The 25,857-nt window shown below is 33.6% G+C and carries 21 protein-coding genes; 9 read left to right on the forward strand and 12 right to left on the reverse strand.

All coding sequences use genetic code 11. The features are described 5' to 3' along the window. Nucleotides 1–184 precede the first annotated feature (184 nt). Both ETSB_RS10890 and trpC read right to left on the reverse strand, forming a co-directional pair. Entirely contained in the window at nt 185–274 is a 90-nt protein-coding gene (locus ETSB_RS10890; protein ID WP_408643698.1) for a DUF5340 family protein, read from the reverse strand. Between the two features lie 164 nt (nt 275–438). Beyond that, nucleotides 439–1,329 carry an indole-3-glycerol phosphate synthase TrpC gene (gene trpC, locus ETSB_RS04955; RefSeq protein WP_044106665.1) on the reverse strand — a complete coding sequence of 297 codons (891 nt, stop codon included), beginning with the start codon at nt 1,327–1,329 and terminating at the stop codon, nt 439–441. 221 nt (nt 1,330–1,550) lie between these two features. Between trpC and ETSB_RS04960 the strand changes: the two genes are divergently transcribed. Further along, on the forward strand, nt 1,551–1,739 hold the full coding sequence (locus ETSB_RS04960; RefSeq protein ID WP_044106667.1) for a hypothetical protein: 189 nt from the start codon (nt 1,551–1,553) through the stop codon (nt 1,737–1,739). Then, on the forward strand, nt 1,724–2,020 hold the full coding sequence (locus tag ETSB_RS04965; RefSeq protein WP_044106668.1) for a type II toxin-antitoxin system RelE/ParE family toxin: 297 nt from the start codon (nt 1,724–1,726) through the stop codon (nt 2,018–2,020). Before ETSB_RS04960 ends, ETSB_RS04965 begins: the two co-directional genes overlap by 16 nt. A gap of 129 nt (nt 2,021–2,149) precedes the next feature. Here the strand turns inward: ETSB_RS04965 and ETSB_RS04970 are convergent, their stop codons facing one another. Together ETSB_RS04970 and ETSB_RS04980 are read right to left on the reverse strand one after the other, a co-directional pair. Then, nucleotides 2,150–3,112 (reverse strand): ribonuclease Z, encoded by a 963-nt coding sequence (locus ETSB_RS04970; protein WP_044106669.1) that lies wholly within the window; start codon nt 3,110–3,112, stop codon nt 2,150–2,152. A gap of 1,334 nt (nt 3,113–4,446) precedes the next feature. Next, on the reverse strand, nt 4,447–5,613 hold the full coding sequence (locus ETSB_RS04980; protein ID WP_044107630.1) for an FtsW/RodA/SpoVE family cell cycle protein: 1,167 nt from the start codon (nt 5,611–5,613) through the stop codon (nt 4,447–4,449). 814 nt (nt 5,614–6,427) lie between these two features. Between ETSB_RS04980 and ETSB_RS04985 the strand changes: the two genes are divergently transcribed. The 5 genes from ETSB_RS04985 (at nt 6,428) to ETSB_RS05000 (ending at nt 11,431) form a co-directional block, all read left to right on the forward strand. Beyond that, a complete protein-coding gene (locus ETSB_RS04985) occupies nt 6,428–7,831 on the forward strand; it encodes a DUF3370 domain-containing protein (RefSeq protein WP_044106671.1) in 1,404 nt (467 codons plus the stop codon). Nucleotides 7,832–8,134: 303 nt separating this feature from the next. Next, nucleotides 8,135–8,194 (forward strand): hypothetical protein, encoded by a 60-nt coding sequence (locus ETSB_RS10895; RefSeq protein ID WP_408643885.1) that lies wholly within the window; start codon nt 8,135–8,137, stop codon nt 8,192–8,194. Further along, nucleotides 8,181–8,390: a pentapeptide repeat-containing protein gene (locus ETSB_RS10900; RefSeq protein ID WP_408643701.1), complete on the forward strand. Its 210-nt coding sequence runs from the start codon at nt 8,181–8,183 to the stop codon at nt 8,388–8,390. The genes ETSB_RS10895 and ETSB_RS10900 overlap by 14 nt, the downstream gene beginning before the upstream one ends. A gap of 71 nt (nt 8,391–8,461) precedes the next feature. Next, entirely contained in the window at nt 8,462–9,610 is a 1,149-nt protein-coding gene (locus ETSB_RS04995; RefSeq protein ID WP_044107631.1) for a 5-(carboxyamino)imidazole ribonucleotide synthase, read from the forward strand. A gap of 684 nt (nt 9,611–10,294) precedes the next feature. Further along, nucleotides 10,295–11,431, forward strand: coding sequence for a DegT/DnrJ/EryC1/StrS family aminotransferase (locus tag ETSB_RS05000; protein ID WP_044106672.1), 1,137 nt, complete (start codon nt 10,295–10,297; stop codon nt 11,429–11,431). Nucleotides 11,432–13,522: 2,091 nt separating this feature from the next. Here ETSB_RS05000 and ETSB_RS05005 read toward each other — a convergent pair. The 5 genes from ETSB_RS05005 to ndhL form a co-directional block, all read right to left on the reverse strand. After that, the gene (locus ETSB_RS05005) at nt 13,523–15,265 is read right to left on the reverse strand and encodes an ABC transporter ATP-binding protein (protein ID WP_044107633.1); all 1,743 of its coding nucleotides are present in this window, start codon (nt 15,263–15,265) and stop codon (nt 13,523–13,525) included. A gap of 802 nt (nt 15,266–16,067) precedes the next feature. Beyond that, nucleotides 16,068–17,297, reverse strand: coding sequence for a lipid-A-disaccharide synthase-related protein (locus ETSB_RS05010; protein ID WP_044106673.1), 1,230 nt, complete (start codon nt 17,295–17,297; stop codon nt 16,068–16,070). A 77-nt stretch (nt 17,298–17,374) separates the two neighbouring features. Continuing rightward, a complete protein-coding gene (trpA, locus tag ETSB_RS05015) occupies nt 17,375–18,184 on the reverse strand; it encodes a tryptophan synthase subunit alpha (protein WP_044106674.1) in 810 nt (269 codons plus the stop codon). Between the two features lie 116 nt (nt 18,185–18,300). After that, complete coding sequence (locus tag ETSB_RS05020) at nt 18,301–18,579, reverse strand: DUF3007 family protein (protein ID WP_044106675.1); 279 nt, start codon at nt 18,577–18,579, stop codon at nt 18,301–18,303. Nucleotides 18,580–18,617: 38 nt separating this feature from the next. Further along, nucleotides 18,618–18,857 (reverse strand): NAD(P)H-quinone oxidoreductase subunit L, encoded by a 240-nt coding sequence (ndhL, locus tag ETSB_RS09290; RefSeq protein WP_171816459.1) that lies wholly within the window; start codon nt 18,855–18,857, stop codon nt 18,618–18,620. A 1,378-nt stretch (nt 18,858–20,235) separates the two neighbouring features. Here ndhL and ETSB_RS05025 point away from each other — a divergent pair. Together ETSB_RS05025 and ETSB_RS05030 are read left to right on the forward strand one after the other, a co-directional pair. Further along, nucleotides 20,236–21,501, forward strand: coding sequence for an ABC transporter ATP-binding protein (locus ETSB_RS05025; protein ID WP_044106676.1), 1,266 nt, complete (start codon nt 20,236–20,238; stop codon nt 21,499–21,501). Between the two features lie 39 nt (nt 21,502–21,540). Next, nucleotides 21,541–22,734: an SGNH/GDSL hydrolase family protein gene (locus ETSB_RS05030; RefSeq protein WP_044106677.1), complete on the forward strand. Its 1,194-nt coding sequence runs from the start codon at nt 21,541–21,543 to the stop codon at nt 22,732–22,734. Nucleotides 22,735–23,120: 386 nt separating this feature from the next. On the opposite strand, the gene ETSB_RS05035 is transcribed toward ETSB_RS05030, so the two are convergent. The 3 genes from ETSB_RS05035 to ETSB_RS05045 form a co-directional block, all read right to left on the reverse strand. Further along, nucleotides 23,121–23,687, reverse strand: a complete 567-nt coding sequence (locus ETSB_RS05035) for a shikimate kinase (protein ID WP_044106678.1) — start codon at nt 23,685–23,687, stop codon at nt 23,121–23,123. A 162-nt stretch (nt 23,688–23,849) separates the two neighbouring features. Next, nucleotides 23,850–24,035, reverse strand: coding sequence for a 30S ribosomal protein S21 (gene rpsU / locus ETSB_RS05040; RefSeq protein ID WP_044106680.1), 186 nt, complete (start codon nt 24,033–24,035; stop codon nt 23,850–23,852). Nucleotides 24,036–24,106: 71 nt separating this feature from the next. Continuing rightward, nucleotides 24,107–24,421 carry a pentapeptide repeat-containing protein gene (locus ETSB_RS05045; protein WP_044106681.1) on the reverse strand — a complete coding sequence of 105 codons (315 nt, stop codon included), beginning with the start codon at nt 24,419–24,421 and terminating at the stop codon, nt 24,107–24,109. Nucleotides 24,422–25,857: the final 1,436 nt, after the last annotated feature.

Below are 25,857 nucleotides of genomic sequence, written 5' to 3' on the forward strand. Positions count from 1 at the left end.
ACTCCCTAGCTAATTTTATTCATCGGTAATGGAGTTTAAAAAATCATTAAAACTCTTAAAAGACCAATAATGTTCAAAAAGAATACAAATTTTGTCATAGATCGCTTTGATTTATTTTTATTGAGTGCGGGCTTTGCGCAGAGTAAAAATAAGTCGTCAAACACGATTTTATAAAACAGGCTATTTATAAGCAAACAATAGCTAGACTTTTACCTTCTAGTAATTGTAGTAGCAGTTCGTAGTGAACTAAAGAAGGAGAGAAAAGAGACTTCATGTTTAGTTATCAATTATCAGTTATCAGCGATGGTCTTGATTTAGGCAAAAAGTATAACACTGTAAAATTACAGCGACTCATAATGAGTTTAGCAAATATTGATGGTTAATCCCTAGGAATTATTCTGAACTTGTTATTAAAACTATCTATATTACTTATATCGATCATCTGATTGAAGAAAATAATTGAGTGATAGCCTCGGTGATATCAGGTTGTTTGACTAAAGATTCCCCAATTAATACTCCATCAGCCCCTGCTTGCTGAACAAATTTTAGGTCATCACAAGTATGCAATCCTGACTCGCTAATAATTTTAATTCCTCGTTTTTTAATTGTGTCCCGTCTAGCAGCTAATAATTTCCTCGTGATGTTAAGATCTACCTCAAAGGTCTCTAAGTTACGGTTGTTAATTCCAATCAAAGATACGCCTTCAACGCCTAGGGCTCGATCCAATTCCTCTAGGGAGTGAACTTCAATTAGAGAAACCATACCTAAAGATTTGGCAATTTTCAGAAAGTAGGTAAGATCACGATCATTCAAAATAGCGGCAATCAGTAACACGCTATCAGCTCCATTGGTACGAGCGAGGTAAATTTGATAGGGGTAGAGAATAAATTCTTTACACATTAGCGGCAAATTAACTGTTTGACGCACTAAGGCAAGGTTATCAAAGCTTCCTTGAAAAAATTGAGTGTCGGTTAGTACTGATAAACAACTCGCTCCTCCTCTAGCATAAGATTGAGCGATCGCTACCGGATCAAAATTTTCACGGAGTACTCCTTTACTAGGAGAAGCTTTTTTGACTTCTGCAATTAAAGCTGGTTTGGTTTTTGCCGAGGTGATAGCGGCTAAAAAATCCTTAGGAGGAGGTAAGTCTTTCACTAGTTTGCGCAACTCTAACAGGGGCAGACGTTGTCTTAGACGATCAACTTCTTTTTCTTTATGCCAAACAATTTTTTCAAGAATGTGTCGCGGTTGCTCATCAGGAATACAAACTTGATAACGAACAACATCAACATTTATGCCAGGATTAGGAGAACGTCTTCGGATTTGCATAGGAGTTAGCAACAAAAATACAAATTAGGCTAAGCAACATCTTAGCCCTGCGATCCTATCACAACTGTTTGTCACTATAGCTAAAATGAGGTATTTTTACCTTACTTCGTGTATTTTTGTCTGATACCAATACTACCAATTACCCTTCTATAGCTAGAATAAAAGGTATATATAGCTTTTCTATAAGTTCTTAATCCTATCAATTTTAGTCATCTTTGACCATGAATACTTTTAAAAAGAGAATACAATCGATCTTGAATAAATTACCAGATGATTGTTCAATTGAAGAGATCCAGTATCATTTATACGTACTTGAAAAAGTGCGTCAAGGATTATACGTTGCCGATCAGGGAACCACCTTACAACAAGAGGAAGTTGAGGGGCTTTTAAACAAATGGCTTATCGAGTAATTTGGTCTTCCAAAGCAATTGAGGATGTCGATGCAATTGCCACATATATAGCCCGCGACTCGCCCTCTTATGCCGCAGCTGTCGTCCGTAAAATCCTAGACATTACCCACCGTCTTCAGGAATGTCCTCTAACCGGAGCAATTATTTCCGAAGGGGACGATTCAACAATTCGTGACAAGTTGGCTTATACTTATCGCGTAATTTATCGAGTTCGAGACAAAATAGTAACAGTGGCGGTGATCGTTCATACAAAGTGTTTGTTAGGACTGGCCAATTCTTAAAGAGATATTCTTATAAAAGAGGTTAAACGTTAATACTCCCTTCACCGTCAAGGGAGTCGTTTTTATTTTCAAGTAATCAATATTGTTGTTATAGCATCTATTCATTCAATACTAATTAGCCATTTTTAATTACCGAGTTTTTGATAATGCTTCTTGAGATAGTCTTCTTCTGGGTACTTCATAGGTCATAAAATCACGGGCAAGAAGAGTATTAGGAAAAATTGCCTGAGCTTCTGTTAGTAAATCAACTAATTGTAATACATTTCCAGGGGCGTAACGGGGACTAAAATGGGTCATAATTAGCTGTTTAACACCAGCCATTAAGGCAACTTGTGCTGCCATGGTTGAAGTAGAATGGAGACGATCAAAAGCTAATTGAGCATCTTGGTGGGCAAATGTTGCTTCATGGATTAAGACATCTCCCCCTTGCGCTAAGGCTACAGCCCCATCACAAAAGACTGTATCAGTACAATAAATAACTTTACGACCGATTTCTTTATCTCCACACAGGTCTTTTCCTCGAATATGACGACCATCGGGTAAAGTGACGAGTTCACCTCGTTTTAGCTGACCGTAAATCGGTCCTGGAGGAATTCCTAAAGCAGTTGCTTTTTCTATGTCAAAGCGACCGGGACGATCTTTTTCTTCAATACGATAACCATAGGCTGAAACACGGTGTTTGAGTAACCCACAATGAACGATAAATTGATCATCTTCATACGTGACCCCAGAGCGTACTTCATAAACCCGCACTCGATGAGAGAGTTTTATTTGGGAATACTTAGCACAAGCTTTCAAGTAGGCCACTAAGTCTGGTGGACCATAAATTTCGATATCTTGGGCATTGCCTGCTAAACCACAACTAGCTAACAGTCCCATTAACCCATAGATATGATCACCGTGCATATGGGTGACGAAAATTCTGGTGATTTGGGAAATTTTGAGATCACTACGTAAAAGTTGATGTTGGGTCCCTTCTCCACAGTCGAATAACCAGACTTCTGCTCTTTGGGGCAGACGTAGAGCAACACTTGATACATTCCGTGATCGCGTCGGTACACCAGAACTGGTTCCTAAAAAGGTAATCTCCACAATACTTTAACTCTGCTTGCTTTGGGACTGTTCATCCATTTTAATATTTTCCGTTTAACTGAAAATCTTGTACAGCCTTGAAAATTAATGAAGTAATAGAGATAAGGTACCAAAATTATCAAACTTTACGCTTACCTCTCTGAACTTTAACAATGAATTACTTAGCCTATTTAGTTTTATCCTACTAGTATAGGACATAATTTTAATCTTCTCAATATTTGAGAGCTTATCAAGAGGATTCTGGCATATAGATAGATTGAAGCCAAAGTTACTTGTAGAGATTTCAGGTTTTGTTGTAGACCAATATAATTGTAAACCATTTTTTGTAAAAAAGGTATTACGAGAATTCCCCGAATTCAATCAACTAGCAAATATTGATTTTTTTTGTAAAAAGCAAAACCAATTATTTCAATATAAACTTGTTTATCTAATGTTAAAAATGGGTAAATTAAAATTTTTACTCTTTCGTTTATAATCATTTATTGTGACTTATCCTAATAATCAATTTAAAATTAAAGTTGATTATTTAGAAAAAAAGCAATGCTGAACTCATGATGTAGACCTAGTCAGTAAAATACTGAGCTAAGAAAAGTTAAGTTTAATTTTTCTTTAAAACCCATATGAGTCATTCTTTAAATAACTTACATTATATTATTAGTACCTTTTTCTACCTCTTTAATTTTTATAAAAATTAAAATGCCTTTTTATTGAAAGTAAAACAGCCTGTTTACCTTATAAAGGGTAGGCACAATAAATTAGTTTTTTAATACTAATTAACTAATTTTATTTTCCTTAAAATAGGTCGAAATTTTATCTATATAACCGCCATAGGTTTTAAAACAGTAGTGTATATATAAGAAATATAGTTACTTTTTAGTCAAGGTTGTTGTTTTATCATCTAATTGAGTATTAACTAATTTTAATACATCAAAAATATCTGAGAATACTTGTAATTTTTACATTAATTTATCTATAACATTCTTATAAGGTTTCCTGAGATATATACTCACCTCTTCAATCTTAGTCAAAACTTTTGTCCTCGGTCTTCGAGTTATTTTACGATTTCTTGAGATTTTCTTATTTCTATAATTTCTACGCTTAAAACGATCATCTAAATCTATTAACACTACACAATAACTTTCTCATACTTTAAGTATAGTAATTTTATAAATTTTTAAATATTTTAATATCTTATTTTTTTAATTGAATATAGATATTGAGTTTGACATGATTAAATTTAAACATAAAAAATATTAGGATATTCTATATCTAAATAATTAAAGTTTTGAGTAGCCTCTTATTGACAATTAATTTTTCCTTTATATTTTTAATTTTTACATAACAAGTTTGTTAGGAACGGATAAAGTAACAACGGGAGCTTCATTATTTTCCCTAGCTACCCTAATTAATAAAGCCGCTAAGGTTAAACTTGCTAAACTTGAACTTCCTCCATAGCTAAATAAAGGAAAGGGTAAACCCGTTGTGGGCAAAGCACCTGTTGCTACACCAATGTTAAGTAGGGCTTGTCCCACCATTATGACCATGACCCCAATAGCTACTAGTCGTTTGACTCGATGACGGCATTTCATGGCAATTCGTAAGGCAAAAGTTGCATAGCTAAATAGAAATAATAACAAAATAATTCCTCCCACAAAGCCAAATTCTTCTGCAAAAACTGAAAATATAAAGTCAGTATATTGGATAGGTAAATAGAAAAGTTTTTGTTGAGACATCCCATATCCTGTGCCAAATATTCCCCCTGAACCGACTGCCATCAAACTTTGTACTAATTGATAGCCATTCCCCATAGGGTCTTCCCAAGGATTAAGAAATGCTGTGACCCGTTCCCGTTGGTACTCTCGTAAACTAATACTAATAAAGGCAGTCAAAGCTCCCCCTAAAGCAGTTGAAGTTAAATAAATTGCAGGAATTCCTGACGCTACAGCTATTAACCAAAGACTCATCCCACATAAAGCAGTAGTACTTAAATTAGGTTGTAATAAAATTGAAGCTAAAATAACTGAAAAGGCGATCAACCATTGCCAACGAATCCGCCAGGGTACTCGTTCCCATTGTCCAAAAATTAGGGAACTTTGTAAGACTAAAAAAGGTTTCATTAATTCTGATGGTTGAATCAAAACTGGACCTAATTTTATCCAACGAGTGGCACCGTTGATATTTTCTCCCAAACCAGGAACATGGGTTGACAGAATCAATCCTAATACTAGAAATAGACACCAAGGGGACAGCTTAAATAAATATTGTAGAGGTGATCGCACAATTATATTGAACCCTTGTAATCCAGTCCAAGTCCAGATTAACTGACGAATCATATAGTACCATCCGTTTCCTGTTTCGGCTTCAGCGACGGCATAGGAAGCGGAAAACAGGGTGATTAAGCCTATGGATATCCACAAGAAGGTTAGCCAGCGTAAAAAGCGAGCTTCTCCTGACCAGTGTCGAACATCGGGATCGAAAATAGGAATGATATAACGTAACACAGTCTGTTTGGAGTTTCGATTAACCCATACCATAACACCTCATGGTAGTTAAAACTAGTTTTTATTGTTTGATAGTTTTAAGAACTATCGGTCAAGATTATGTTATTTAACAACATTGTAGTTGTGCAGGCTTTGAAAAGAGCGTAATAGTTCTTTATGGGGGATATTATTGCTCATAGTTGTATGATATTAGTTATGGATACTAAGTTATAGAAAATAATTTTTCTATAATAGGTTATGATATAATTAAAACTCAAAAAAGTGGGAAGTATTGCTTTATAAAGTCAAGGGTTACAATTTTAAAAAACCTTTCTCTTTATAAAAACTAGGTTTTCAAGGTTACTAGTTATCAGGCTCAGTTTTGGAATAGTATAGAAGATTGAGTGTGACATATTATTTTTATAATTCGGTTATCTGTAAAATTTTTCTCATCCTTTTTGGCTTAGTTAAAAGTAGTATTTTAAATTTAATCTATTTATTTTGATAAAAAATAGGAGATTAGACTTAGTTATTTTTACCTGTTCATTAATTCTATTAAAGATAATAGATTTGACTAATTTGGGGCTAAGAGAAATGATGGAAAAGTTGAAAATACTATTTACTGATTGCTTGGGCGCTCACTGATCTCGAGATAAGCTCTTAATCGATTTTTATTCCCATCGCTGAGTGCTGATGTAAAAGTAATAAAGTACGCATGTGATAAAGCAGGATTTGTAGAAAATTATAACTTTAACCAGGGATTGACAATCTTGAGTTAAAGACGGCAATCTTAAGGAAAGCTAGAATCAAATTTTAGACCTGCTGTTCTCAGCCTATGCTGTCCTTTCTATCATCATTCATAGTGGCTCAAACTATTTACCCGTTAACATTTCGGGAGGCTAGCCCAGATTTTATTGCCCAACCTCAGGAAGTTCGGACTCTCCCAGGAAAACTTAACGATGTGTTAGTTTTTAACAGCAACAGTCCTGAAGTAATCGAAACTGAAGGTATTTTGTTGTCAACGTTTCCGTCAAGTGGCAAAAGATTTTCTAATGCCCACTTAAATAAGCCGTTAAAAGGACGTTTTGACGTTTTTACCCACCATATTTCTCGTCCCGCTTACTTACAAAGAACTCTTTATCAGGGACTGCTTGTTCATAACCCTACTTCTCAAACAATCATCATTAAAGTTTTGCAGGGAGCGAGTTATCGTACCTCTCCTGATGCCCCGTTTATTAATCTACCTTCTTTAGTCGAAGATCCATCAGGACAGGTTTTTTCGGGTCCAGGTTCTCGATTAATGAGCGATATTTTACGAGGAGTTAATCATAATAAATTTCCTACCCGTATAATACTGAGACCGAGCGAGAGCCGAATGTTATTTACGTTACCCATTAGTCCAAGCAATGGTCGTTCAACTTTTATGCGTCTCTACAGTAACGGCCCTGTCTACATGGCTAATTTAGCTTTATACGAAGTTCCTCGCTTCGAAATTAATCAGGATGAGGATAAAAATAAACCGAAGAAAATAATTTACAGAAAACCAACCCTTAACGAATGGCGATATTTAGTTACTACTGGCAAATTAGTTACTCCTAGGGATCTTCCTCCGACACCAATGGATCAAGATTTAGGAGAAGAAACAATTTACGGACGAGTGGCTGGTATTTCTGTGGGGTCTGAATGGGTAGCACGACTGACCGATCAACCCAATAAAATTCATCTGAGTATTCCTCAGCGAGGAAAAGCTTTCTCTTATCCATTAAGTACAGTCACTACGGGAACTCACGGAACAAAGCAAATTCAAAGTGCGCCAATGGTCGTTCGATATCCCGACACTGCTTACCGCGCTCATGGTAATTATGGAGTCCATTACAATTTAATTATTCCAGTAACTAATAGGAGTTCTGAGAAGCAAACTGTGGAAATTTCCCTCCAAACTCCTTTTAAACAAAATGAACATGCTGATCGCTTAGTATTTGCCTATCGTCCTCAAGGTCAGGTATTTTTCCGAGGAACTGTAAAGGTTGCCTATGCCACCCGAAATGGTCAATTCCAAGAGCGTTATTTTCATCTGGTTCAAAGACGGGGACAACAGGGAGATGCTTTAGTCAGAATTAACCTCGAACCAGGAGAAAGACGAGAAGTCGAAGTTGATTTTCTCTATCCGCCCGACGCCACCCCTCCTCAAGTGTTGACGGTGAGAACCCTGAATTTGTTCTATGGCAGAAGTCGTTAGAGACCCTAATGAAAATAGGTGTAATTTCTACTAGGTGTAAGAGTTAACAAGCCGTTGATTTCTATTCAGTTCAAAAGTCGGGGTAGCCAAATTTCCCTTACAATCAAAGACGACAATCTCGGTATGTTATTAGCGATTGAGTTAATGAAATATTCCCTGCGATTGATGCTATTTTCCTTCTCACTTGTATTTCTTTTGAGTCCATTGTCTGTCCTGGTAGCTAGTTTTTAAGATATATAGTTAATTGGTAAAGATTTTTCTCGACAGTACATAAAGACGGCACAATTTATTAATGTAGATTTAATCGACGCGAATTTTATGGATTTTGACTTACATGGAGTAGTTTTTAATGGTATTGATTGAAATCGACCTTCATTGGGTTGATTTAACTAACGGGTTGGCTTATATGTCCAACTTTGAAGAAGCTGACTTAAGGAATGTTGTCTTAACTGAAGCGATTATGCTGAGGACAATTTTTAACAATGCTAATATTACTCAGGCTGACTTTACCTTAGCAGTTTTAGACAGTACACAGGTAAAAGAACTGTCGACTGTCTAGCGGAATCAATTCTAAAACGGGAATAAGTACCCGTGAATTCCTAGTTTATCGATAGTTAATTCATGGCTCAAATGAAAGTGAAGCGCGTTGGTGTTATTGGAGGAGGTCAGTTAGCCTGGATGATGGCTAAGGCTGCTCAACGGTTGGGTTTTGATTTGATTATTCAAACGCCCCGGAAGGACGATCCTGCCGTGTCTATTGCAACAGAGGTTATTTTTGCTCCTATTAGTGATGGAGCAGCTACCATCGAACTGGCTGCTCATTGTGATGTAATTACGTTTGAAAATGAGTTTATTGATCTTGAGGTCCTTAAACCTTTAGAAGATAAAGGTGTTCGTTTTTGTCCTAGTTTGGAGGTTCTTACTCCATTATTGGATAAATATAAGCAAAGATCTTATCTACAGCACATTGGCTTACCTGTTCCGAAATTTACCACTTTAGAAAACCTATCATCTCTCGACTTTTCCTTTCCGGTCGTGCTGAAAGTTCGTCGTCACGGTTACGACGGCCAGGGAACTTTTATTGTTCAAACCCCAGAGGAGCTAGAAACCACCGCCAAAAGTTTGGAGGGAATAGGAGTCATGGTAGAAGAGTTTGTTCCATTTGAACGAGAATTAGCCGTCATGGCTGTCCGTAGTGTCACTGGAGAGGTAGCGGTTTATCCTCTGGTGGAAACTTATCAACCTGATCAAGTCTGTAGATGGGTGCTCGTCTCTGGAGATATCTCAACAGAAGTTCAAACAGAAGTAAAACAGATAGCCATTAATTTATTGACTCGATTGGAAGTGGTAGGAATTTTGGGTATCGAACTGTTTTTAACTCCTCAAAGTCAGGTTTTAGTTAATGAAATTGCCCCCCGTACCCACAATTCAGGACACTATACCCTCGATGCTTGTGAAATATCTCAATTTGAGATGCAATTACGGGCATTGTCCGGACTACCATTGGGTTCAACTGAGTTGAACTGTTTAGGGGCTGTGATGGTAAATCTATTAGGTTATCAATATTCAAGGCAAGATTATCTAGAAAAACGACAGAAACTCTCAGAAATTTCTGGTTCTTACGTTCATTGGTATGGAAAAACTAATGTTCGCCCAGGAAGGAAAATAGGTCATGTTACCGTCTTGCTTGAGGAAACTGAAATGACTTTAAGTCTAAAAAATAGACAGCAACAGTTGTTAGAAATTGCACAACAGGTAGAGTCAATTTGGTATAATTAGTGATTGATTGATTAACTCATGTTTGCTTTTGTCTCATCGTCAAATATTCAACTACCACCGAGATCAATAGATCAAATTACTTACAACTTAGCAGAAATATTGAGAGTTATGCTAACAAGGGAAAGAGAATCAAATTTCTTACTTAAAGTGCCGTAAAGGAGAAACTATATTAATGTATCTCTTCTCTTCCTAAACATAGACGAAATGTCTATTGAATCGCTAACATGGTTGCCACGCTTCTCAAACATACTCAATAAGAACACGATACGTTTACTCCAGTGACCATGAAATTGTCAGAAGGAAGTGAGATCAAACTTTATTATTGCTTTTATACCAAAAGTTAGTACGCTGTATTTGCTAAAGAATATTTACAATTGGCGTTTAGATTCGCCTTATGATTGAGTGCTAGAAATTGATGTCACTGACTATTTCGCAGCAACAAATCTTCAATATATCAATAGCAGTTATTATAGAATACTACTTTCAATTTTAAAATTAATATTTACCAGATATTAACCTTCAGAATATAATCACTCTACGTTTTGAGATAGCCTATCAAACCAACACCAGTGGCGCTCTCCAAGAATTACGACAGCAGTTAAATCAAGCTTCAAAATAAATAAGATTGATTGCTTTTAAGTGGAAAATTTGTTTTCATAAGATATAAATTCCGGGTAGGTAAGAGTGAATACAATTTTTCCAGTCGATTTAGTCCGTCAATACAAGCTAATTAGTGAAGAAGTGGACCTAGCTGTTCTCGATGTGGTTCGCTCAGGTCGTTATATTGGTGGTGATGCTGTTAGTGGTTTTGAGCGACAATTTAGCCAATATGTGGGAACTTCTCATTGTGTCAGCTGTAATTCTGGAAGTGATGCTCTTTATTTGGCCCTACGCGCCTTTAATATTGGGCTGGGGGATGAAGTTATCACCTCCCCATTTACTTTTATTGCTACTGCAGAAACCATCTCTATGACTGGAGCTACTCCAATCTTTGTAGATATTGATCGCACGACTTTTAATCTAAATATAGATCTCTTAGAAAAGGCAATTACCCCCAAAACAAAAGCCATTATTCCGGTTCATCTGTTTGGTCAACCCGTTGGTATGACTCAACTTATGGACATTGCTCAGCGTCACAATCTTTATGTAATTGAAGACTGCGCTCAAGCAGCAGGGACGAGATGGGATGAGAAAAGAGTAGGAAGTCTGGGACATATTGGCTGTTTTAGTTTCTTTCCCACGAAAAATTTAGGAACCTGTGGAGATGGGGGAGCTGTTACCACAAATGATCTTGCGATCGCTGATACTATTCGTACTATTAAGGAACATGGTAGCCGTCAACGTTACAATCATGATTTAGTAGGAATAAATAGCCGTCTTGATACTATTCAAGCCGCAATTTTACAAGTTAAATTACGTTATTTAGATCATTGGAACCAACAACGGCGAGCAGTGGCGCAACGATATCATGAGTTGCTCAAACTCATCTCAGGGATTCAACTGCCTCAAGAGTTATTTGGAGGGTATCATGTTTGGAATCAGTACACTATTTTAGTCAAAAATAAAAGAGGAGAAACCGAAGTATTCCGTGATCATCTTCAGAAAAAATTAGAGAAAAAGGGGGTTATTTCGATGATTTATTATCCTATTCCTTTACATTTACAGAAGGTTTACCAAGGGTTAGGTTATGAGGTTGGTTCATTTCCGGTAACAGAAAAAGCTGTCCGTGAAGTCTTATCCTTACCGATGTTTCCTGAGATTTCTTTTAAGGAACAACAGCAAGTTGCTTATGCTTTAAAAGACTGTTTAAATGATAATTAAAACGTTAATTATACAATTCTATTTTTTAGAAAAAGTCAAGTTATTTTATGGTCAATACTAACCTTACTTAGTTAGACTTTTAAGTAATAGATTAAATTTAAAGTATGTAGGATCAATATATCTCCAGAGGTTTTCTGATCTTATTTCTACAGTTCTTTGTTTAAATTTATCTTTTAATATGATTTGTCTGTTGTGAAGAAAAATTATCTTTCTAATCTCATGCTTTTCCACTCTAAATAAATGGAGGCATTTTGGGGGGTTGGTTACTTGACCAAGATTGCTAATTTTTACTAAGTTTTTTAAAACTACTTTAAGTAATAATTTTACTTGAGTTCAACAGAACAATGAAAAGTATTACGAGCTATATAAATACTTTAGTTTAATAAGGAATTCAATGATAAGTTAAATTGGTTTTGATGATTTTAAAATGGGGAAATCTAATAATAGCCTCTTTACTGACTTCTTCTAAGTGAGGACTAACTTCTGAAATAGTTTTTGATATGGACAAAGGTTATCTATCATAATGTATTAACCAAATAATATATTGAGTTCATGTGTTTACACATTTTAGATAAATAACAATAAAAATATCTTAAAATTGTACGTTATGCCTAATTTTAGAGGTAAGCTTTTCCGGAAAAAATCCCATTGGCATTCGAAAGCTACTATAATTATATTATCGAATTTTTTTACCTTTCATTTTTATTGATTTTTATATAATTATGACTTTTGCTAAGTAGTAAATACAAACATAACTAAGTTTATAATAAATAATATTGGGATTAAAATCCTTGTTATTTCAGGAATAAAGCCTTTACTGTTAACTTTTGCATTCTAAGCTATTCGTTATTTAAATTGCTAGTTGAGACTGTATGAGAGGAAAAAGACACGAACTTAGGCGTAAAAATAGAACCCTTATACTAAAAAAGTCAATGAGTGGTTTAAATACACGACATTATACCAACTTAAAATTGTTTTGTCTTTCAAGTAAATAAATAATTTTGAGAGGAATATAAGCTCTTAATTAGAGGGAATAAATAAAATTTTTACAGCCAAAACAATTTTTTAAAAAATATAAATTAGTAAAAAATCAAACAAAATCTCAGCAAAGTAGTAATTATATTATTGCTAATAACATAAAAAATTTCTTGAAAAACCTAAAATATAAAATATAAAATTTTATTACTTTGGTCAAACAATTTTTTTAAAAAAAATAATGTAATTAAAAATTGAAATATATAACTGTTTATGTTTTAAAAGTTAAGCTAAAGTTAAGATAAAAGAAAGATAGACTTAATAATTTTTTATTGTTGTAATTTAGTGTTATAAATTGTTCTAACTTGTCGAGGTCGTTAAAGCGTACTTAAATTGTTACAATTTAATAACCAGAGTAATTTAAAAATTAATCTACTAAAAGATAGTGCCTATCAATCTATTAAATTTAGTTCCGATTATCTAATAATAGATTTTTAATTCAGCGCGAATAGATATAATGATTTCCTGTTTTTACTTTTTCCAATTCCTAATAAAATAATTTTTCAAATTTTCCTGTCAGACATGTTTAAAGACTCATTGAAGCACATCTATTTATTATTATTTCCCATGTCTTCTAAATTTCTTGATTAAATGACTCTACCGAACTTTAATATGCTCTAATTTGGTAATAATTTTAACGATAAGTAAACTTTTATACACTCAAAAAATTTTTAAATAAAGCTTTAAAGACGTTAAAATTAATGATTGTACATCCTAACCTAGGTAAAACCGATTGAATCATTCCAATCTATATAATTTAAATTATCTCTCTTTATAAAAGATTTATTGTTTGTTCAATCCATAGATTATAATCACCAATATCTAAAGTCTTAGATATCGTTGTTTTCCGTCAATAGCGTTTATATAAAACAACTATCTTCATCAACTCGAACTACAGACGTGGACTTTGTAAAAATTGATAAAAGTTAATCCCTACGAAAATGTTTGGCTAGATTTTAGTAAATTGGTATTGGTAATCTTTAAACCTGTAACATGAATCTTTCGTGAAAGCCTGTAAGACTCTACAAAACTTGTCATTTTCTCTAAACCTATCAACTAAAAATCTTCTTTTCCTTTTTCATATTGTTTTTTATAGAATCTAGCATAACGGCCTTCTTTGACCAACAACTCACTATGAGTTCCAAGCTCAACGACTTGTCCTTTTTCTAAAACTAAAATGCAATCAGCGCGACGGATAGTACTTAAACGATGGGCAATAACAAAAACAGTGCGGTTTTCCATCACCCGTTCTAAAGCCTCTTGTACCAACGCTTCGGATTCAGAATCCAAGGCAGAGGTAGCTTCGTCTAATATCATAATACGGGGATTGGGCAGAACAGCACGAGCAATCGCAATTCGTTGTCGTTGTCCCCCTGACAAGTTAACCCCCCGTTCTCCTACCCAACTTTCATAGCCTTGGGGTAATTTGCTAATAAATGAGTGAGCGTTAGCAATTTTAGCTGCTTCTTCAATAGTCTGTTGAACCAAGTATTCTTGTCCATAGGCAATATTTTGGGCAATCGTTCCTGAAAATAAAGTAGTTTCTTGGGGAACAATACCAATTTGACGACGAAGACTAGTTAAGGTAACATTTCTAATGTCTATTTCATCAATGAAAATTTGACCTTCCTGGGGGTCATAAAAACGGGGTAATAGATTAATTAAAGTCGTCTTACCAGCCCCAGAAGATCCCACTAAGGCAAGAATTTGACCAGGTTCGGCTAATAAGGATAGTCCTCGCAAAACTGGTTGACCAGGTTGATAGGCAAAACTGACCTTGGAATATTCTACTCTTCCTGTCACCCGGGGTAAAGTTAACCTATCAGGACTCTCAATGACACTGGGTTTACAGTCAAATAATTCGAAAATACGATCTATTGATGCTTCGGCCTGTTTAAATTCATTGTAATTACTGGTCATTAAGTCAATGGGATGCAGCAACAAAGCAACAGCTGCTAAATAGCTAACAAATTCCTCAGATTTTAGATTTCCTTGTGAAATCTGCCAGCCTCCAATCAGGAAAAGCAACATAATACTAATCGCTTCAAGAAACCCTACAATTGGATATTGAAATGCTTTAAGTTGTTCTGCATGATATTTAGACTGACGGTTACGTTCTGCTTCTTGGGAAAATCGCTTAACTTCATAGTCTTGGGCGGCAAACGCTTTAACGATTCGAATACCACTAAAAACCTCTGTTAATAAGGACGAAAGATTGGAAACTTGGTTTTGACTACGACGGGATAATAGCAATAATTTTCCCCCAAAACGACTGACTAAGATAGCCATTAACGGAGACAAAACGAAACTGGCAATAGTTAACTGCCAGTTTAAATAAAACATATAAGCAGGAATCACAATCAATTGAAGAAAATTAGAAATAAATTGATGGGATAGTTTATCAATAATTTCTCCAACCCGATCTATATCTTCTGTTAAGCGATAGGTTAAGTCTCCAGTTTTTGCCGTTTCAAAAAAATTTAGTCCTAATCTATGGAGGTGAGTATATACTCCTTTTCGTAAGTTTAAACTCATAATAAGGGCAGCATTGATCATAAAAATATTTTGCCCATATTGAAAGACTCCTCGAACTAAAAATGCCAAGGTTCCTAACCCCAACCAATAAGCAACTTTTTCTACATCTCCTTTTCCAATAAATAGAGCTACTTTACCAGCAAGATAGGGCAAACAAAGAGTGATAGAAACAAATCCTAAAATGCATAATAGTCCTTTGACAATCAATGGCCATTGTGTCCATAAATATGGAAGTATTCGCCACCAATTTGATCTTTTTTTTATAGCCATTACTAATAATTATTTTTTCAAGATTCAGCTATTATTAGACAGTGAAGGTATTTAACATATCAGCAAAGTCAGCAATTTTTTCACTGTTAATATCAATGGACATTTATTTCTAGTAAATAGAATATTTACTAGAAGTTTATCTAACTTCTCTAATTGAAATAAGCTGTATAAACTAGTGTGGTATTGTAACACATTTTGTTGCTCAATTTGGTTGATAAATATAAATTTATTTAGCTTAATTTATCTGTTGTAATGATATCTTATTTAAGGATCCCATGTAGTTTTAATTAGTAATTTAGATTGCGAACAGTTTATACTTATGCCTCTGCACTTTTTTTATATATGAGTACTGTTTCCCTTATCAATAACCTGCTTTACACTTGAAAATAGACCCAAAAAATTAATAATAGACTAACAATTTTGGCTCTTCTATACTTAATAGACTATATTAGTGGGTAACAATATCTAAAACTTTAGATTAGTTATTTTACTAAACCTGTCATATGGAATTATTAAGATTAACGTGTTTAAAACTTATTTAGTAATTTTTAAAGTTTCTATAGAGCCAAACCAGTAAGGTAAGCTCAATATAATTATTCTATCCTTTTTTTTGATATATTCTTAGATTCAAGATTATATGCAGGTCGTTCTCTTGAACTACTTGAGGAAAATCAAAATTATTCTTGATTAGATGGGATATTATTCCGTATTTGAGCCTTTTACCAAGATAAAATTTTAACAAATCGACGATGCCAGCCTCATTCTTCATAAGAAGGAAATAATTTTTTTGACTTTTCTATCTTTTTTTACTGAACATTATTTGGTTTTTATCCTCCATATAATTCAATAAAAGTTTAGCAATTCTGATAGATGCTCCAGGCGGACCAAAACGCTTTTGTCCTTTTTCAAAACAGGTGGCTAAATACTCCTTATCCGCTACTGTTTCTGCTATTCGTTTGGCTGCTTCACGAAGGGTTTCTAAAGTAGCAGGTCCGGTCCCGATAGTTTGGGCGCAACTACCAATGAGTCTGGTTTGCGCCTCGGCAAATTCATAAGTAAATTGGGGTCCCTCTCCTGGGACTTGAATAACGGGTTTTCCTAAGGCTACCCCTTGATCTACTGCTAACCCGGCCATTCCTAACATTAGGGTACAATTGTGTAGAATATCGCTAAAAGCGTCAGAATAACACCTAACTTCGGCTGTTCCGCAATCAAATTGATAAGTTAGTTGACCTGCGTTGTGTTTCCATCCTTCATTGTTGGCTATTTCGGCTAATTGGTTCATTAGTTTGGGGACCAAAGCTGCTCGAAATTGAATGTGATCGGTGGGCATCACTTTAACAATTTCTAGAACAAGGTTCAATTGCAATTTAAAATTACGTTCTGCTTCAGGAAGTCTTGATCCTGGGAGTAAGGCGATAGTAGGAATATTGGGGTTAAGATGTAGATCTTTTCCCGTAGGGACGAGTTTATCTAGAGAAGGAATTCCGCCGAATTTGGCTTTAATGATTCCTTGTCGTTTAAGATCTTGAGCGGTATAAGGATCTCTAGTCACCACCGCTAAACATTTTGGTGATCGCAGGAAATGCCCAATAAACGGACCAATATATAATTTTCCTTCATAAAGACTCGACAGACAGGAAATAAAAGAAACGTAGGGATATCCTGTAGAATAGGCAAACCCTTGGGATACAGTATCCCCTGTTGCCATAATTAAGTCACAAGTGGAGGCATATTCCCAAACTGCCTTTAATTGCCTCCAGGCTAACCCAATCAATCCCGCTCGGAGGTCCGTGAGAAAACGCCAACGGTTAATATAGGAAAATCCTCCAGAGGGCATATTTTGAGTAGGTCCAATAATCGGGATATTCAATCGACGATAGGCATTCCCTTCCCCAACAATAGGCATTGCTGCTATCTCTAAGTCTGAACAAAGTTCAAGTAAGGTTTCAATCACATAGGAGGAGTGGTTATCCTCTCCATGTCCATTACTAATAAATAAGATTCTTTTTTGAGAGGATGACATAAGAATTTTTAACAATTAATTTTCAACGTGACACCCCACCATAGAGATCTCACTAGATACTCAATGCGTTTCAACGGTCAGACAAGTTTGGGTTGATTTATTCCTTGTTTTAAAGATCTAAAAAATTCTTCAACCGAACTTAATCCTTCTTCGGGAGTTCCTTGAGATAACCGTTTGACAATAGCACTTCCTATAATTACTGCATCCGCCCCCCAATTTTTCACCTGAACTGCATGTTTAACTTCGGAGATACCGAAACCAACCCCAATAGGTTTGTCAGTAACACTATGTAAATTAGTGATTAACTCTTCTACCCTACTGGCTACTTGTGACCGAACTCCCGTTACTCCAGTCACACTCACCAAATAGATAAACCCCTGAGATTGACGAGCAATTGCCTGAATTCGTTCTATGGGACTATTAGGAGCAACTAATAGGGTTACTTCAATGCCCTCCGCGGCTGCAAGGTTCAACAAGCTCTGAGCTTCTTCTAGAGGCAAATCAGGAACAACTAGACCTTTAACACCAGCTTCTTTAACTCGTTTCAGATAAGATTCTACTCCATGATAAAAAATAGGATTGTAGTAGGTAAATAAAACAATTGGGGCTTTAATTTTCGGGGAAACTTGTTTAACAATCTCTAAGACGTCTTGTAATTTAATTCCATGGACTAAGGCACGGGTGGCGGCTGCTTGTATAACAGGTCCATCAGCTAAGGAATCGGCATAAGGAACCCCTAACTCAATCAAATCTGCTCCTAAACGATCAAGAAGGTGTAAAGCTCGAGCAGTAGTGTCTAAATCAGGATCACCAGCTGTTATAAAGGGAATTAAGGCACATCTACCCTGAGCGCGTAGAGATCGGAAACAATCAGAAACCGAGGTCATAGTTGTAAATTACCAAGTCGAAAGTTAGAAGGGATAAACGTGTGTTGACCCTTACAGAGGTCAAATACAAGTTTTATTGATTAACATCGAGATCTTGATTGTTCTTGTGCGATTTCCTATTGTAATTTTTCAAGTTCTTCTGAGCTCATTGCTTCAAGTCGTTTTTGCAAGACTGCATCTTCATAGTCTTTAACTTGTTGATTGTAGGTCATTTTTTTACCCATTACTCTAAACAGGTAGGTCAGCGTCCAGCCAACCAGACCTATTATCAATAAAGACTGACTACAAATTCCAGCTGATATTCCATCAAATCCTACAGTCTCAAAAAATAGATAAGCCACTCCACCTGCGGTAAAAATAGTAATTCCAATGGCAATAACATCAATTCGTCGCATGGTGTGCTATATCTTTAAATTTAAATTAATTCCTGGAATTAAGTTGTGATATTGCGCCGTTTAGGTCTAAAATTCAAAAAAGGACTCAATATTAACATTCCTGGGAAAAAGAAAAACATCAAAAAATACATCAATACTCGTTCAAAAGAACTAGCTACATACCAACGACTGTTTAGATAAAAATAGACTATTCCAGGAATAATCAAAAGATAGAGAACGCTCAAAGTTAGGTAGAGTAGAGCAATTGAAAGAGTATCGTTCGTTAGAAAGTCGGCTATGGTCATTGTTCAACAGTAAATATTTACACTTAGCTTAGTTTATCTAAAATTTTCACAAAATGCCTCCACTACAGTCAACAGAGACACATTGAAAATGCAAGTGAGCGTATGTATCTCACTAAAAGTTTGGAGACACCTGCTTCAATACATTGTATAGACGTAGAATGGTGCCGTCTACTAAAGTAAGAGAGTTTGAATGTATGGTGTAGTCAAAGAACCTTGACTTTTTATTCAAAAAACCAAATTTAACCTGTAAGAGTTGTTATATATGGCAATAAACGTACAAACATACTCAGATAAAGATTTTCAATATTTTAGAAAGCTATCCCAACGATGGTGTAGGGCATACAGAGACAAAACTAAAAGCTTTCGAAGAGTCTGGCTTTGAAGTTTTGATGGAGATATTGGGAATGTAAACAGTTTCGTTGAGCAAAGAATTTATAACAGTAGTGTAAAAAAATCTCTTGTTACAACAGAGGTTAATAAGGCAACACCTCAGTCTACCCCATTTCTAAATTCTTAATGTCAATGTTTAGGTACTTTTTAGAAATTTATGTTTTTATGCCCTCTTAAAAAGAAATATATTCTTTCCTTTTCAAGAAAACTTACCTATTTTTTAACTTTGTCTCCACATTGATTACATCTAATTTAACAACGATTAATCTTTATGATTTTGAGATATACAGTTTTTTCTTCCCAAGGTAAATCTCTTTAATAGTAATTTAATTATCAAAACAAAAATTATTTTTTAATAAGCAATAATCAGTACAATTTGCTCTTAGCTACATTTTTTAAAGACAATGAAATTGTTACCATATTACTTAAAACTTTAAGTTAGATAATGGGTTAAATCTTTATTTAAAATCTTGTTTATTAAGCCGGATTTAGTTTTTTATTTCATAGGTATAAACCTATCAACCAGTAAAGATATTGATTTTAGTATGATTTAATTTAAGGATGAGAGCTAAAAATTATATGTATAACAGTCATGGCTATACTTAACTTATTATTAATTTTTAAACTATATATAAATATATAGTTTAAAAATAACGATTATTAGATGTCAGTCAGCTTAACAATTCAGGTAAAAAATTGGAATAGCAAGAATCATTAAAATTGACTAAGGCTTTAAATAATTTCTCCAAAATAATGGAAATAAAAACTCCAGAAAGCAGAAATTAAAACAGTATAAATTAAGTTATAATTATTTATATATAAATATATTAACCATTTTTTTTATTGACATTTATTGAAAGTTACCTACTTAATTGATATTTTGATAAAAAAAAGAAATAAAAGTAGAAAAAATATTTTTGGTTAGACGGCTTAGACAGGTATTAAAATAAGATTTAAATCAAAATTGTTGTAACGGGTTAACGTGGCTAAAGTTATTTTAGAACATCTTTATAAGAGTTTCTCCCCTAGTGGCACAAAATCGATCCCTTCAGAAACTGAGTCAAATCTTTCAAAGAGTAATCAAGCCAACGTTCTACGAGATATTAACTTAACAGTTAACGACGGCGAATTCATGGTCCTTGTTGGACCTTCAGGTTGTGGAAAAAGTACATTATTACGTCTCATTTGTGGGTTAGAAACAGCAACGGGGGGCAATATTAAAATTGGTGATTGTGTTATGAACACCCTTCCTCCAAAACAACGGAATATTGCCATGGTCTTCCAAAATTATGCTCTCTATCCTCATATGAATGTTTATGATAACATTGCTTTTGGTTTGCGTCGTATGAGCCGAGATGACTCAACGAAATCCATCTCATCCTTACCTAAGTGGCTAGAATCAGCTTTAGTTAGCTTAACACGGTCATTGCCTAAGTCTTGGCGTTATCTTTCTGCGACAGAACAAGTTATTAACGAAAAAGTCTCCCAAGTTGTTCAACTTTTAGAACTGGATCATCTCTTAGATCGCTTTCCTAAAGAGTTATCAGGGGGACAAAAACAACGGGTAGCTTTAGGACGCGCGATTTCCCGTAAACCGCAAGTTTTTTTGATGGATGAACCTTTGTCGAATTTAGACACTACATTGCGGGTAATGATGCGTTCAGAAATTGTTCAACTACAACGAAAGATGAACATTACCACTATTTATGTTACCCACGATCAAACTGAAGCAATGACCATGGGCGACCGTATTGCCGTCATAAATGGTGGAGAAATTCAACAACTAGCCCCTCCTTTAGAACTTTATAATCATCCGGCTAATCGTTTTGTGGCAGAATTTATTGGGTTATCTCCTATGAATTTTATTGAGGTTACAGTGGATACTCCTGTCACGATTACTCATCCTCAATTTTTTATAAAATTACCGCAATTTTGGGAACCTTATCTTAAAAAATATGTGCGAACCACAGTATATTTAGGTATTAGACCAGAACATTTGACTGTTAGTTTTCCTTCACCGAATAATTTAGAAGTTAAAGTTAATTCAATCGAAAATTTAGGCAATGAAACTTCAATTTTTTTTCACCTAGTTACTGATATAAATTCTTTAATAAAAGTTTGTATTTCTTCTGATGATTGGGCTAAATTTGATCAAAATAGACAAAGTTTTTGGTTGTCTTTAAATCCAGCTAAAATTCATCTATTTGACTATAAAACTCAAAAATCTATTCAAAACATTCTATTCTAAAATAGTAACAAATTCAATTCATTTAATTGCTCAGAATTTATGTTTAAATTTAAACAATTCGGATTAGATATTTTGTTAGGATTATGTGGTATTATCTTTGCTTTAAGTATAAGTGAAATTGGGTTAAGAATTGCCCGAGTTTCCTATCCCAGTTTTTATCAAGTTGATGAATATAGAGGACATGCTTTAATTCCAGGGTTTTCTGGTTGGTGGATTCAAGAAGGAAAGGCATGGGTTAAGATAAATAAAGATGGATTACGAGATAAATACTATACCAAAGATAAATCAAAAAATACTTTTAGAATTGCTATTTTAGGAGACTCTTTTTCCGAAGCCATTCAAGTAAATTTAGAAGAAACTTTTTGGTCATTTATTGAACAGGGATTACGTAATTGTCCCAGTATTAATAATCAAGCAGTCGAGGTCATCAATTTTGGGGTGGGAGACTATGGAACCGCCCAAGAATTGATGACTTTAAAACACCAGGTTAAACATTATTCTCCTGACATGGTAATCCTAGCTATTTTTACAGGAAACGATATTGTTAATAATTCAAAATTATTGAGTCATAATGATAGATTTAGTCCTTTTTTAATTGAAGAAGAGGGTAAGTTTTTTATGGATTTTTCTTTAAAGGAAACAAAAACCTATCAGTGGCGTAGTAGCTTAGTAAGAAAAATTATTTTTTCTACTATTAATAATTTTTATTTGTTACAAATGATCAATAAAGCAAGAATTACTTTTAAAAATCGCGATATATTTTGGGATAAAGAAACATTAAAAAATGATAGTTTTGATATTATTAAATATCTTGATTTTGTGCCACAACTTTACTTAGAAGATAAGGATGAAGACTGGGAAAAAGCCTGGGATATTACCGAAGAATTAGTTAGAATGATTAAACAAGAAAGTGAAACAATAAAAGCTAAATTTTTGGCTGTAACATTAAGTAATCCAGCACAAGTTTATCCTGATAAATCACTACGAGATAAATATTTTAAACAAGGAAGAGTGGTAGATCAATTCTCTCCTGACAAAAGAATTAAGGCGTTAGGAGAAAAAGAGAAATTTGATGTGCTTAATCTAGCCCCAGAATTCCAGTACTATGCCGATAAAAATAATCAATTTTTACACGGATTTAAAAATACTGTCTTAGGAAGTGGACATTGGAATCAATTAGGACATAAACTTGCTGGGGAATTAATTACTAATAAAGTTTGTAAAATACTTTAGCTGTTATCTAAATTTATTCCCAAAAAACCTCGTACTATTTATATTTTTTCTAAAAAATAGTTACATTTAAAACTTACAAGGCAAGTATTGAATATTTTTCTTAGCTTGTCTTTCAGAGTATAAGAAAGATTGATTTTGGTGAATCTTCTACCTCAATTTATTCAATGTCTATTGGTTTGTTATTAGTAAATAAAGAAGGTTTTTGTGAAAATAAACGTAATTAAAAACAAATCTATACGTTATTCATGGTTAATAAATTCTGTAATATAGAAAAGAAGCTTGTTATTTAGATGCCAATGTGTCATAGGTTTGAATATTGAAGAAGCTAAAAAAGTTTTTTTTTAGCTTCTTTTAAAGAAATAACATAGTTAAACTTAAGTTGATATTTAGTTTTTATTTTTATTTTTATAAACTTCGAAACTAGATATGATTTTACTTGGAATTTTTGCTAAAATTCTGGTAATAAGCATCTCAGGAGTGTCGTTTTCATTAATGAAAATCCGTAAATCTCCTTGAGTATATAAAGAACGTCGCTGCTCGAATAAGGAGTTTAACCTACTCGTTAAATCAGTCTTTTGTAAAAGGGGACGGGTGTAGTCGTTAGCTAAACGAGCTGTTAATAATTCTACAGAAGCATCTAACCAGATAATTAAACCGTGACGAAGATGACTCCAGTTCTGAGATCTTAAAACAATACCCCCTCCCGTCGCAATCACACTTTTGGTACAGGCAGCTACCTCCATAAGTACTTGGCTTTCAATTTGTCGAAAATTTTTCTCTCCTATGGAAGTAAAAATTTTGTCAATAGGTTGTTGTGTCACTCGTTCAATTAAAACGTCAGTATCAAAAAAACGATAACCTAACTCTTGTGCTAAAAGTTTTCCCACAGTAGTTTTCCCTGTTCCCATCATTCCGATGAGAAAAATGTTTGTGCCTCCAAGTAACTCTTGCATTTTTAATAAATTGACAATTGAAAGTCTACTTTTGTCTAGCCTAATCTAAATTAGACGTTGTAGTAAAGTTGAAATTACAAGATTTAATCCTTACCTTTTTGTTAATTTTTTAGTCAAAATACATAATAACTCCATAAAAAATACAAAATTAATTGAGTCTTTCTAAGAATAGTTTCTTTTGCGTTGTTTCTGTTTTTCTATTGCTTTCCGTTTACGTTTTTCAGTTGGCGTTTCAAAATGACGGTGTTTTTTCATATCAGTAAAAATTCCAGCTTTACTGACCTGTCTTTTAAAACGACGTAGAGCTGATTCAATCCCTTCATGCTCTCCCAAAATTATTTGGGTCATTGTTATGTCCTCAGTTAACTATGTACGATTACTAGGTCGAGATGAGTCAATAATAACATTATTGGTATATTTTAAGTTGAACTTATTTGACTAGGCATAATAGTACCATTAAGATAAGCATTGCTTAGATTTACATTACTTAAATCAATTGCACTAAGATTAGCGGAAGTCAAATTGGTTAAGGTGAAATTTGCTCCCGTTAAGGTTGCTTGGGTCAGATTGACATAACTTAAATTGGCCTTGGTTAAGTTAGCCCCTCTGAGATCAGCACCACTTAAATTAGCCCCACTTAAGTTTACACTTCTCAAATTAGCAGCAATTAGATTAATGTTTCTAAAATCTCTTTGTCCAGCAGCATATCGGCTCAGTATTTCTTGTGTATTCATACAATATCCTCGTTTATCAAGAAAATGAAATATTTTTAACTTTTAGTTCTGAATTAATGTCTATAGACTTTTAATCGAATGATTTTGTGTCTTAAGCAGAATTTTGCTTGATTCATATTGAGACATAGATGTAGTTCTAAAGAAAGGGTCTAGAAAGTTAAATTCACTAAGAGTTCTTATCAATAACTTACGATAGTAATTCTCATAATGGCATCTTAGCATAGTCTCTAACATTTCCCTAAATTTTAGAGTTCTCTTTATTGAGAGATAAAGGAATTCAATAAGCAAGCTTTTTTTTAAAAAAAAACTAAAATACAATCAAAATACCCTGAGTATTTTTACATAATTAACTTATTTAGTTGACAGTTTAAAGTTAAGTTAAATATCTTATATTTTTATTTTAATTTAACAATATTTATTAAGTACCGAAACAAGTTAAATAAACCTATTAAAGTAATAAGTTTTTTAAAAAAACCATAGAAAACATGTTTAACAAGAAAACATGATAAACAGATTCATTGCAGCTTTGCTTGTTTTATTTACTCATTTAATAGGCATTTATCTCACTAATAGCATAATTTTTTGAGTCATAATAATTAATATTCATATTAGATGAGATTATTGATAATAAACATATTTTTTTTATTTCTCAAGTAATAAGCCTGAATCTGAACTCCACAACGATCAAAAAGTAACTATAATCAATCTTACAAAGTTATAGATATAAAATATTATTGCAGCTAAAAAAAGATAAAAAATAAATATTTTACTGAAAATTAGAGAATAATTAACAGATTATGATTATCTTGAGTTTTGGACTACTTTTATCCTCTCTTTCTTTCTTCTTACTCATTGTTTATTATACTAATAAAGTTAAAATCCCTAATTTTATTGAATTAGGAGTTTATAGTGTTGTTATAAGTTTTCTAAGGTTTTTAGCAAGTTTGTCTAACTTAGTATCATTAATGGAGTTAAGTAAAATTGGCACAACTTTTTATCTCAAAAAAAGTGTTTGATCCTATCAACTAATTAGACTGTACCCCAATCGATAAAAAATAGAAACTTAAAATAACAATATAAAAATTAATTTTTATATTGTTATTTTAAGAGTAATTTAGTTGACTATCTTAATTTTTATATTATCTATGCTAATGATATTGATACTATTCGTAGTAAAAGTTATTTATTCACCAATTTTAAATAACTAAACCACATAGCAAATTGAATCGTAAACTACATCATAAAATATCTATTATTACTATTTTTAGCTATTATTCTTAATAAAGAGTTTGATCTATTTTAGTAAATTTTAAATGTCTATTTCATAGAGAAGGAAATAAAAATTTTCTAAAATAAATAGCTAATATTCTTATAAATTTGGTTATTGTATAAGAATATTTTATAAAAATTAAATTAATCATATAGAGTGTTAAGTA

This window comes from cyanobacterium endosymbiont of Epithemia turgida isolate EtSB Lake Yunoko, from assembly GCF_000829235.1.
Lineage (GTDB): Bacteria > Cyanobacteriota > Cyanobacteriia > Cyanobacteriales > Microcystaceae > Rippkaea.